8 protein-coding genes are annotated in these 12,870 nt (G+C 41.8%); 6 read left to right on the top strand and 2 right to left on the bottom strand.

The features are described 5' to 3' along the window. Positions 1–75: 75 nt before the first annotated feature. Both H8S90_RS17160 and H8S90_RS17155 read right to left on the bottom strand, forming a co-directional pair. Positions 76–351, bottom strand: a complete 276-nt coding sequence (locus H8S90_RS17160) for a hypothetical protein (RefSeq protein ID WP_187339078.1) — start codon at positions 349–351, stop codon at positions 76–78. A 288-nt stretch (positions 352–639) separates the two neighbouring features. Beyond that, a complete protein-coding gene (locus H8S90_RS17155) occupies positions 640–1,383 on the bottom strand; it encodes a DeoR/GlpR family DNA-binding transcription regulator (protein WP_187339077.1) in 744 nt (247 codons plus the stop codon). A 590-nt stretch (positions 1,384–1,973) separates the two neighbouring features. On the opposite strand from H8S90_RS17155, the gene H8S90_RS17150 reads away from it, so the two are divergent. From H8S90_RS17150 to H8S90_RS25950, 6 genes are all read left to right on the top strand, one after another. Next, a complete protein-coding gene (locus tag H8S90_RS17150; RefSeq protein ID WP_187339076.1) occupies positions 1,974–5,258 on the top strand; it encodes a TonB-dependent receptor in 3,285 nt (1,094 codons plus the stop codon). Positions 5,259–5,270: 12 nt separating this feature from the next. Continuing rightward, positions 5,271–6,971 carry a RagB/SusD family nutrient uptake outer membrane protein gene (locus H8S90_RS17145; protein ID WP_187339075.1) on the top strand — a complete coding sequence of 567 codons (1,701 nt, stop codon included), beginning with the start codon at positions 5,271–5,273 and terminating at the stop codon, positions 6,969–6,971. Between the two features lie 196 nt (positions 6,972–7,167). After that, entirely contained in the window at positions 7,168–8,421 is a 1,254-nt protein-coding gene (locus tag H8S90_RS17140) for an exo-beta-N-acetylmuramidase NamZ domain-containing protein (RefSeq protein WP_187339074.1), read from the top strand. A 12-nt stretch (positions 8,422–8,433) separates the two neighbouring features. Then, positions 8,434–10,272: a PQQ-binding-like beta-propeller repeat protein gene (locus tag H8S90_RS17135; RefSeq protein WP_187339073.1), complete on the top strand. Its 1,839-nt coding sequence runs from the start codon at positions 8,434–8,436 to the stop codon at positions 10,270–10,272. A gap of 3 nt (positions 10,273–10,275) precedes the next feature. Beyond that, complete coding sequence (locus H8S90_RS17130; RefSeq protein WP_222852123.1) at positions 10,276–12,102, top strand: glycoside hydrolase family 9 protein; 1,827 nt, start codon at positions 10,276–10,278, stop codon at positions 12,100–12,102. A gap of 53 nt (positions 12,103–12,155) precedes the next feature. Next, positions 12,156–12,800, top strand: a complete 645-nt coding sequence (locus H8S90_RS25950; protein WP_222852122.1) for a polysaccharide deacetylase family protein — start codon at positions 12,156–12,158, stop codon at positions 12,798–12,800. The last annotated feature ends 70 nt before the right edge of the window (positions 12,801–12,870 follow it).

The raw sequence follows: 12,870 nt of genomic DNA, 5'->3' as shown, positions 1-12,870 counted from the left end.
CGTAAATCCACAATGGACATGTGGGAAATCTGACGGATAAGTACCGGGTCAATATGCTCTCATTACCCTCATCTTCTAATAATCAATATCTAACAAGCTACCTAATGGAATCATAATTCCATTTTTTAGTTGTAGATAGTCTTCGGTTAACATCCATACCGTAGTTTCTACACGTTTCGGACCTTCGGTAGTATTAAAAGTAATAACCGATTTAGACTTAAATTCATTTCCCAGTCTTACGGCACTCTGTAGTTTATAACGTAATTCACTAACGTGGCTCTCCGGGGCATCAATTATCTTATACCTTTTTATATCCTCTTTATTAATCAATTCGGCAGCAATTGTGCTCATAACTATGTGTTTTAGATTCATCCATTATTAAACTCTAGGCCCATCATTAGATGAAGCTCGATACGAAGATTTTTCACTGTTACAAGTCGTAAATAAAAATCTCTTTTGGTTGGTCTGTTTCAACAATATTAAACAATTACAACCGTATGTTCAAACAGCAAAATAAATAAAAACTTTGCATTGACATATTCATGTTATAAAAATACGATTTAACATTAAAATGAAATAAGAAACCTTATAAAAACGTAAACTCTTAACAATTTTTAACGCTTTCGGGTTACTATTAGGTTATATAATCTTTACGACCTGAGAAAATCTAGCCAAACTATCATGTAAGGGATCGAGATCAGTCACTAGATAGTCAATCGCATTTACATTACAGACTTTCATTTTTTGTACCGAATTTAACTTTTCGGCTATACTGAGAATACCTGTTTTCTGAGAGCATCTTAGCATCGCTTTTTTTATCTGTACCACTTCCCAATCAGAATCAGTTACGCCATCTTCTACAGAAAGACTATTGGTACCCAATAAACATAAATCCACTCTGATTTCGGAAAGTTGATTGATTACCTGCGAACCGATTGTTACATTTGTGCTTCTTGCTAACTTACCTCCTATTAAGATCACATCGTCTTCAGATCGTTCTGCTAATTCGAGCGCTACAAGCGGGCTGATTGTAAAAAAAGTACACTGCATTTTTTCTGGCACCATTCGTGCAAGTTCTAACATGGTAGTACCACCTCCCAATAACACTGCCATACCATCCTGTATAAGTGTTATAGCCTTTTGCGCTATGCTCTTTTTGGATTCTCGCGCGTAAACCTCGTTGTCCTGAAATGGATACTGAAACGATTTTGACAAAGCTCCTCCATAGACTTTCAGCACTTTCCCACTTTCAGCCAGTTCATTCAAATCTCTACGTATTGTGTCTTCCGATACATTAAGCTGAACACTCAGATCTGATGACAATACTTTATTATGCAGATTAACTTCATGTATAATAAATGCCTGCCTTTCTTCTTTTAGCATATCCCAGTTAAAATTAATATGAATCGTAAATATAATTTTTTTTATCAACATTCATCCCTTCACTTATAGTTGGGCAATGCAATAGTATAAAACCATAGTAAACAAACACAAATTAACTTCTGACCAAAATCGCCGATTATATCGGGATCTATCAGGGTTTATCGGGAAAATGCTGATTAAAAGTAAGACATACCCTGATACCACGCAGATATATGGGGCCTGTTGGTTAGGAGTTAATAGGTAAAAAGCCACAAGAAACAGCTTATTAGTTTAAAATATAAAGCGAATTAATAAAACAATCTATTTTTAACACAAACATAATACATAATGCATAAAATTGCATTAAAATAGCCATTTAAATGCATATTTACTTAGTTTTTAAAAAGTAAAAATGCACAAACTTGCATAATCAAAGTAGATTACTTATTATTGTACAGCGATAACCAATAAAAAGACCTACGCATTTTTAAGGCGACTTGTGTATTAAGCTGATCGGGATTTTTCGAGAACAAAAGCGACTTAGCTTTAAATATATGGCACGAAGATGAACTTAATTAATCCTACATATCACCCCTTAAAATCAATCTACAATGAAGAAAAGACTACTCCTGTTTTTTATGGGATTTTTATTTGTGGCAGTCCATGTACTGGCCCAGGAAAAAACAATTACCGGTAGGGTAAGCTCTGCCAAAGATCAATCGCCTTTACCGGGTGTTTCGGTAAAGGTTAAAGAAACCAATCAAGGAGTTGGGACAGATGCACAGGGAAATTATAACATCCGCGCGGATGTTGGCCAGACGTTGATTTTCACCTTCGTTGGATCTGAAAGTAGAGAGGTTATCGTTACCGATAGCGAAGATCTTATTAACATTTCCTTAGACGACGATCAACGAGCGTTAGAAGAAGTAGTGGTGGTGGGGTTTGGAACGCAGAAAAGGACGTCATTAACGGGTGCGGTATCCACTGTTGATGTAGAAAAGACACTGCAAACACGCCCGATCACTGACGTTGCCCGCGGACTTCAAGGTGCCGTTGCCGGATTGAATATCTCCACTCCCAGCGGTGCCTTAGGGCAGAATCCCACGATCCGGTTACGTGGCGTAACCGGATCACTCAATGCCGGCGACGCAGGAGCCGCCCCTTTAATTCTGGTAGATAATGTGGAAGTACCCAGCCTCAATATGGTTAATCCAAATGACATCGAAAGCATGTCTGTCGTAAAAGATGCTGCCGCTGCGATTTATGGTACCCGGGCAGCCTTTGGTGTTATTTTGATTACGACAAAATCAGGTAAGCGAAATACTCCCACACGCGTTGAATACAGCAATAACCTGGCCTGGCAGAAACCAACAAAAACACCGAATATCGCTCCTGCAGCTGAAGGCGCAAGCGCTCAGCTAGCTGCTGCAAGAAGAGAAAACCCTTCACAGGAATTTGTATCGGTAGTTGGTACGCGCATTGATGATATTGCCATTGAACGTATGCGGGAATGGGAATCTTTATATGGTGGCCAAAATCTCGGAATGGAGATGGTGGAAGGACGTGACTGGGAGATGCGGGGCGGCGGACTCTATTTTTACCGCCCATGGGATGCCCCGGAAATGTATATGCGCAACAGCACGCCGCAGCAAAATCACAATCTTGGTTTCAGCGGCGGAAGCGAAAATATCAACTACAATTTAGGCTTGGGTTATTTAAATGAAGGCGGTGTATTAAAAGTCAATCCCGATAAATTTGAACGTTACAATTTAAACTTAGGACTGAACGCTTCCGTAAACAAATACCTGGACGTGTTTACCAAAGTGCTCTATTCCAATACAAATTATAACCAACCATATTCGTTTGGCGGCGATATTTACGACCCCTGGTTTTATCTCTATCGTTGGCCAAAAACTTTCCCTTATGGTACCATCGACGGTGAACCCTTGCGTAATTCCATTACGGAAGTGGAACAGGCACAAATGAATACTTTTAAAAATGATATGACGAGAATAACGTTAGGCGCTAAGCTTAATTTATTACCCGGACTTACCCTGGATGCCGACTATAGCTTTACCGCCTTCAATCAACAGGATCATATCAATGGTGGATGGGTTTCCGGTCTGGATTTTTGGGATGGCGGCGGACTAACCTACCGGACTTTCACCTCGGATGCACATAACCGCGTAGCATTTACCAACAGGAAAGAGAATAGACACGTGGTAAATGCGTATGCTACGTATGATAAGTCCATTCAAGATCATCACATGAAACTGACCGGCGGTCTCAATATGGAAACATTCCGTATGGGCGGTCAAACGGCACAACGCTTGGGCCTTATGGACTCGGAAATGCCGGAACTACCACTGGCAACCGGACAGCAAACCGTCAATAGCGAAGCCAGGCAATGGTCTACCTTAGGCTACTTTGCGCGGATTAACTACGATTATAAAAACAAATATTTACTGGAGTTGATCGGGCGTTATGATGGTTCTTCCCGCTTCCCGATGAATGACAACTGGGGCTTCTTCCCTTCCGCATCTGCGGGTTATGTACTGTCTGAAGAAGCCTTCATGGATTTTGCTAAACCTTACCTCAGTTTCTTTAAAATACGTGCTTCCTATGGAAGTGTTGGTCAGCAGGAAGTAGGCCTCAATCGATTCCTATCGACCATGCCCATGACGCCGACTTCAAATGTTAACGGACAATGGCTGATCGGCGACGCCTTTGTACCAACAATTGACAGCCCTGTCCCGGTATCAAGTACCTTAACCTGGGAAACGCTTACAACAAAAGAGATCGGTCTGGATGCTAACTTCTTTGACGATAAGTTAAACCTCGTATTTAATCGCTATAGAAGAACGATTAGTAACATGTTGTCGCCGGGCATAACGCTTCCAAACAGTTTCGGAGCCCAATCGCCAGTACGAAATTTCGGTGAAATGCAAACCAATGGTTGGGAACTGGAACTCGGCTATCAACACGCCTTTAATAATGGACTGAATATCAGCGTGCGTGGTCAGTTGAGCGATTTCACCGAAAAGATCACAAAATATGAGGATATCTCGAATATCAGTACCACAGGTACCTCAGACAGTCATTATCAAGGCAAAGTGCTAGGCGAGATATGGGGCTATGAAACCGATCGTTTCTTTACCCGTGACGATTTTCAACAGGATGCCAACGGAAACCTGATTACTACCGATAATGGCCGCTATATCCTCGTTCCGGGAATAGCCGATCAAAGTTTTTATGAGGCGGGAAACTTCTTTTATGGTCCGGGTGACGTGAAATACCGCGACCTCAACGGAGATGGCGTAATCGATGTGGGTGATGGAACGGCAGAAAACCCGGGCGATCGACGGGTTATCGGGAATACCACACCGCGCTATTTCTATGGTTTACGTATGGATTTTGCTTATAAGGGTTTTGACCTAGGGTTCTTTTTGCAAGGCGTAGCAAAACGCGACCTTTGGGCGTCTGGTAGCATGTTCGTTCCCGGCTTCCGAAACGAAGAGGCATGGTTTGAACACCAAATGGATTACTGGACCGAAGATAACCCTAATGCCTTTTATCCCCGGCCAACCATGCATAATCAAAGCAACGGGGTAAGAAACATGATGCCACAAACGAGATATTTATTAGACATGTCTTATTTGCGACTGAAGAATCTCACATTCGGTTATACACTACCGGAACACTTGACAGATAAAATCAAGATGCAAAGGGTAAGGGTTTTCTTTAGCGGAGAGAACCTGTTTGAATTTGATAACCTCGATGTTCCCATTGATCCCGAGGTGGATTATACGGATCTCGGCGAAAATGACCCCAATACCTTCGGACGGGTCTATCCTTACCGCAGAACATTTTCATTTGGTATACAAGCAACGCTATAAATTGACGAAATCATGAAAAAGTACATATATAAATGGGTTTTACTGATCGGTATCTTAACCTTCAGCAATTGTAAAAAAGATTTTCTGGAACGCGAGCCTTTGGATAGTATGACCGATGATAATTTCTGGAGCAATGAAGGCAATGTAGAAACGTTCTCCTATCGCTTTTATCGGGAGTTTTTTATGGGCTATGGCGCCGGGTATGGTTGGGGACCTTTTTGGTTCGGAAGTCAGGATATGATTGATGATTTTGCGCCAACGGCGCCAGCACAGTTTCCGCTCAATGTTCCCACGAACGACGACGCCAATTGGAATTTTGAATCGGTTAGAAGGGCGAATATTTATATCAGTCGTATCCCTCAAGTTCCCATGGAAGAAGAAGCCATTCAACATTGGACGGGCATAGCACGTTTTTTCCGGGGAATGGCCTATGCCGATCTGGTGAATGCTTATGGAGATGTGCCCTGGTACGATCAGGAATTGGAAGAAGATGATCCTGAACTCTATCGGCCACGGGATCCACGTACGGGAGTCATGGATCGCGTACTGGAAGATTTTCAGTTTGCCGCAGAACATGTCAGAATTAGCGATGGAACAGCAAAACTATCCGTTAACAAAGACGTCGTATTAGCTTATATGTCAAAGGTATTCCTTTTTGAAGGTACCTGGTTAAAATACCACGATATCGATCAGGAACGCGCTGCCACTTACCTTGAAGCAGCAAAATGGGCAGCCGATGAGCTCATCAGTTCCGGAAGATACAATCTACATGCAGACTATAGGGAGGTCTTTACGTCGACCGACCTTTCCGGCAATGCCGAAATTATACTTTTCAGACAGTATGAGGCGGGCATTCTAACGCACTCTCACATGTCGTATAACAACCGCGAATCGCAAACAGGTATCTCCCGCAATGCAGTTGAAAGTTACCTATGTGATGATGGTTTGCCCATCGAACTGTCTCCCCGTTATCAGGGCGATCGAAGCATTGAGCAGATACTCGCTAACCGCGACCCCCGTATGACGGCCACCCTTCGTTCTACGCTGAACGTTCAGGGCGTCCACGCCCCCTACTCATCCAGCGCCTATATGTCACACAAATTCTTAAATGATGGGCTGGCAACACTGCCGGAAGGGAGCGGCTCCCTGAACATCACCGACGCACCGGTGATGCGTTATGGTGAAGTGCTGATCAACTACGCTGAGGCAGCTGCAGAATTGGGTAATCTAACTCAGGAGGACCTCGACAAATCGATCAACGTATTGCGTGCCCGGGGCGGTAGTGAAATGCCGCCCCTGGAGGTTTCGGGTAATCAGGCCATGGTAAATGGTGCGGTTTATGACGATCCCGAACGAGACCCAACAGTGCCCGGTATCATTTGGGAAATAAGGAGAGAACGTCGCATAGAACTCATGTTTGAAGGACAGCGATATAATGATTTGCGCCGCTGGAAAAAGCTAGAGTATGTGGATACCAGAGGGAATGAGACCATGAACATGGGTGCATGGATAAATAAGTCCGACTATTCCGAACCACTAAATGACCTGATGCTGGATAGAACAGGTAATGAGGGCTATATTGTTCCAGCTTACCGGGCAGAGTCACAACGCCTATTTGACAATGACAAATATTACCTGGATCCACTACCAATTGATCAAATTACACTTTACCGTGAAAATGGTTCGGAATTAGTACAAAATCCAGGATGGTAATAAACAGATCAAAAATTATTTAACATAAAAATCCTTTGGCAAAAGACAAAATAAACTTATATTTTCATCTACAATAAAATAAATTCCAGTGGCAAACATCGATAAATGTTATTTAAATGCTATTGCTGTAAGCAGCATATAAATAACATTTATCGATGTTTGCCAAAAATTCTTTTTTGACGACAAGCGCATTATTATGATAAATAAAAAGTATTTCAGATTTTTCGTTTTAGCAGTTATTTGTTTCCATACCGCCTGTACCCAGGGTGCCTCAAATAATGCCGATAAAGAAAACAAAAAGTTAAAAAGCACCTCATCAGAAACCAATGCTACCATACTTACGGGGGCCGACCAGACAGCGGCTTACCTTCCCCTGCTTGAGGGGAAAAAAGTAGGGTTAATGGGTAATCAAACCTCCATTGTAGGTCCTGACGAAAAGCATCTGGTTGATGTTTTATTAGCAAATAACGTTGACCTGCAATTCGCTTTTGCCCCTGAACATGGTTTTCGGGGCAGCATAGAACGTGGCGAAAAAGTGGCAAATGATTTGGATGAAAAAACCGGATTGCCTCTGCACAGTTTATACGGAAAAAATGAAAAGGCCGACTCTATCGTTGCATCTATCGATGTTATGATTTTTGACCTACAAGACGTTGGTGCCCGCTTTTATACCTATATCACGTCCATGCATCGCGTGATGCAGTTATGTGTTAATCAAAATAAAAAACTGATAGTACTAGACAGACCTAATCCAAATGGCGACCAAGTGAACGGTCCCGTGAGAAAAGATGATAAATTCAAATCCAATGTAAGTTATCATAAAATAGCCATGATACATGGTTTAACCGTGGGAGAATTAGCCCAAATGATTAATGGTGAGGGCTGGCTGGAAGATGGCAAACAATGTGATTTAACGGTCATTCCTGTTAAAAATTGGGATCATAATACCAAATATGAATTACCAGTAGTCCCATCCCCTAGCCTACCTAACTATTTATCTGTACGCCTGTATATGTCGCTATGTTTATTTGAAGGAACAGACATCAATGTGGGCAGGGGGACAGACTGGCCTTTTCAGGTGTTGGGTTACCCGGACCCTGAGTTTGGTGATTTCACGTTTAATCCAGGATCAAAACCCGGAATGAGTGCGCACGTTGAGCAGCAGGGAAAAACCTGCTATGGCATAGATCTGAGAGAAGAAGACGCCGTTGATGCTACATTTACCTTAAAATACCTGATTGACTTTTACAATAAATCAAAAAAAGCAGGTTTTGCCGACAAGTTCTTTTCCCGTCCCGAATTTTTTAACAAACTTGCCGGTAACGACCAACTCATCAAACAGATAAAAGCTGGGATGACGGAAGAGCAAATTGCGGACACCTGGCAAGACGAACTTCGTGATTATAGAAATATGCGTAAGAAATATCTTCTGTACACAGATTTCCAATAAACACTACCTCAGATGAAAATACTAAACAGCATACTTATCCTTTTATTTCCGTTTTTAACATCCCATGCGCAACATTTTAAGTTTGCTCATGTAACCGACACTCATATTGGCAGCAAAACAGGTGCGGAAGATTTAAGAAGAACGATAAAAGACATCAACCAGAACAATGAAATTCAGTTTATTATCATCTCCGGAGATATCACCGAATTTGGTTCCGATGAAGAGCTGACCTTAGCCAAACAAATACTCGATAGTTTACACAACCCCTATTACCTAGTGCCCGGCAATCACGACACGAACTGGTCTGAAAGCGGGGGAAATAGCTTTCGAAAAATTTTTGGTGATGAAACATTTTATTTCATCCATGATGGCTATCGTTTTGCAGGGACAAACTCCGGACCCAACATGCGTATGGGGCCTGGTCAAATACCAAGAGAAAACTTGGTATGGATGGATTCTATACTCGCAATTGATCCGGAATTGCCCTTAATTTATGTAAATCACTACCCACAGGATTCTTCCTTAAACAATTGGTACGAATCCATTGATCGATTAAAAAAGCACGATATACGCTTAATGTTATGTGGACATGGTCATATTAACGAAAGCTATGATTTTGAGGGTATACCCGGCGTTATGGGTCGTTCAAACCTGCGAGCTGAGCAGGAAACCGGAGGCTATAATATCGTGACGATTTCCTCAGAAGAAGCTACATGTCAGGAACGAACCCCAGACAGTATAACACACAAACCTTGGCATAGCGTTAAATTGCACAATCACCATTTTGATCAGTCGCCGAACGGATACCCGCGTCCGGATTATTCGATTAATAGAAAATATAGCGCTGTTAAGCAAGCATGGATATTTGAAGATAAAAGTGATGTTGGTGCAGGTATGGCTTATGCAAAAAATAAAATTGTTAGCGGAAACACTAACGGTGAGGTCTACGCTATAAATGCCAAGAGTGGCAAAAAATTATGGCAGTTTAAAACCAAAGGCAAAATATATTCAACGCCGGCCGTGTGGAAGAATACGGTAGTGGTTGGCTCAAGCGACAATTATATTTATGGCATCGACCTAAAAAGCGGTTCGTTAAAGTGGAAAATAGAGACGCAGAAAGCGGTTCTGGGATCGCCATCAATTGAAAAAGGGATCGCCTACATTGGCGGGTCAGATGGAACTTTTAGGGCTATACGTGTGACTGACGGCGATGTTTTATGGACCTTTGAAGGTTTAAAAGGTTACCTCTCCGCTAAACCAACGGTATACAACAATATAGTCTATTTCGGCACCTGGGGAAATGAATTTTATGCTTTGGATATTTCCACCGGAGAAAAAAAATGGGAATGGCATAATGGAGCTACAAGCCGGATGTTATCACCTGCAGCATGTTATCCCGTGGCTACAAACGGGCGGATCTTTATAGTTGCACCAGATCGCTATATGACAGCACTGGACGCAGAGAACGGAGAGCTTATTTGGCGAAAACAATTAGACGACTACAGGGTCAGGGAATCAATTGGCCTTTCTACTGATAGCTTATTGATATACGCAAAAACGATGGACGGGCAGCTTATAGGGATCTCTACAACTGCTCCAGACATGGAAATAGCCTGGCAGTCTACACTCAGGCTTCCTTATGAATTAGCACCAACCGCCATCGTAGAATCAAACAACAATATACTGGTTCCTAGCCATTCAGGTTTACTATCTGCCGTTGGTAGGCAATCTGGAAAGGTAATTTGGCAATATAAAATATCCAACTGCCTGATTAACCCACTATTACCGATAAAACGCAATAAATTGGTGGTAAGTACAATGGATGGTAAAATTGTCAGTCTAAAATACTAGTTAATGAAAACCAAAGGATTATTCAAACCGGTTTTAATATTTATCCTATGCTTGATGGTTAGTATCCCCTCGTGTACAATAAAGGACAATAAAGCACCCAAAACGGTTATCCGTATTAACCAACTGGGCTATTACCCGAAAGGCGTAAAAGTAGCTGTTTGGGGATCCCTTCAGGAGCGAAACATCGACTCCTTTTTCTTGGTCGACGCCCGAACAAATAAGGAAGTGTATCAGGCGAAAGCGAGCGATCCCTATGGAAAATATGGGCCATTTCAACAGACATATAGATTGGACTTTTCGGCTTTTACCGACACCGGCAAATACTATTTAAAAACTGGCGCCATCAGATCTCCCGAATTCCGCATTGCTAACGACGTATACAAGGGAACCGCCGACTTCGCCCTCCGCTATATGCGGCAGCAACGTAGTGGATTTAACCCTTACTTAAATGACTCCTGTCACACTCAAGACGGTTATACGATGTACGGCCATATGCCAGACAGCACCATCATTGATGTTTCAGGCGGATGGCATGACGCTTCTGACTACTTACAGTACAGCACCACCACCGCCAACGCTACCTATCATTTGCTGGCCGCCTATAGAGATTTTAAATCGGTTTTCGATGATCGTTATCAAGCTAATGGTTTAGCGGGAAAAAACGGAATCGAGGATATCTTAGACGAAGCTGCCTGGGGATTAAAATGGTTAAAGAAAATGCATCCCCGTGAAGATTGGTTATTTAATCAACTGGCCGACGACCGTGATCATGCTGGGATGCGACTGCCTACCGACGACACCACCGACTATGGGATGGGATCCGGTGGACCTCGCCCCGTATATTTCGCTAGCGGAGAAGTACAGGGTTTAGGTAAACATAAAAATAGAACTACTGGAGTTGCCTCTACTGCCGGTAAGTTTGCCAGCGCCTTCGCGCTCGCATCCCAGTTATATAAAGATATAGATAATGGAGAAGCCATGATCTATAAAGACAAAGCATTATCGGCATATCACCTAGGGTTAGCCAAACCTGGGGTATGCCAAACAGCGCCTAACATGGCACCGTATTTTTATGAAGAGGATAATTGGGAAGATGATATGCAACTTGGTGCTGTAAACCTATGGAAACTAACCAAAGAGCGGCACTTTTTAGTACAAGCGATAGATTACGGAAGAAAAGAAAAAATCACAGCCTGGTTAGGAGCCGATACCGCTAGGCATTATCAATGGTATCCTTTTCACAATTTTGGACATTACGAAATAGCCAACGGAAATGCAGAACCCAGTGGAGAGTTCAGTGATTACTATAAGGAAGGCATCGAAAAGATAAATCGAAAAGCAGAAAAAAATGCCTTTTTGAGAGGAGTACCATTTATATGGTGCTCTAACAATTTAACAGTTTCTTTTGCAATACAGTGTTATTTATACCGACAACTAACGCAAGATGCCACCTATAAGGCATTGGAACAAGCTAACATTGATTGGCTTTTCGGTTGTAATCCTTGGGGAACTAGTATGGTATATGGCTTGCCAGAATGGGGAGACACACCTACCGCGCCCCATTCTGCATTTACAGAACTGAATAACTATCCTGTTGATGGTGGTTTGGTAGACGGGCCTGTATATGGGAATATTTACAATAATCTTATTGGAATAACCCTATATAAGCCTGACACATACGCCTCATTTCAATCTGAACTTGTCGTCTATCATGATGATTATGGCGACTATAGTACGAATGAACCAACGATGGACGGAACAGCATCATTAGTTTATTTACTCGCAGCTAAAGAAAACGAGTCATCGGAGGTGGCTCGTGCAAAAAAGTAACCGACAGTTATGGGGCTGTTATACGTGGTGATACTACTGAAAGGAATATTTCATTGATTTTTTCGGGAGATGAGTATACAGAAGGTTTAGAAACCATTTTAGATGTATTAAAAGATAATCAGGTAAAGGCATCTTTCTTTTTTACAGGTCGGCTATATGCAAACAGGGAAAACAAACCATCTATTGAGCGTATAATAAATGACGGACATTATATTGGTGCGCACTCCGACCAACATTTACTATATTGCGATTGGAAAAAACGAGATAGCTTGTTGGTTACTGAGAAGGAATTTAGTGATGATTTGAATGAAGTATATCGAAAAATGCAAGCATTTGGAATAGATAAACAGAAAGCCGCTTACTTTCTTCCTCCTTATGAATGGTATAACAGTGAAATAAGTAAATGGACAACAAAACATCATTTACAATTAATTAACTTTACGCCCGGAACATTGACAGCAGCAGACTACACATACCCCGAAATGGAAAACAGTTATCGTTCGTCTGAAGTAATTCTGAATTCGATATTTCATTACGAGAAAGAAAGTAGTACGGATTTAAATGGATTTATTATGCTTATACATGTCGGCGCCGGGCCGAAGAGAAAGGATAAGTTTTATAATAAATTGCCCCATCTCCTCAATAAACTGATGGAGAAAGGCTACAATTTCAAAAGGATTGACGAGTTATTGATTTAATATGCATGTTTATTTATATTTAAAATATAAAAATGCATAAAAATGCATATTTTAGCTCTTTAAAAATAAA

The sequence above is a fragment of the Olivibacter sp. SDN3 genome (genome assembly GCF_014334135.1).
GTDB lineage: Bacteria > Bacteroidota > Bacteroidia > Sphingobacteriales > Sphingobacteriaceae > Olivibacter.
This window is presented reverse-complemented; position numbering and strand designations above follow the sequence as displayed.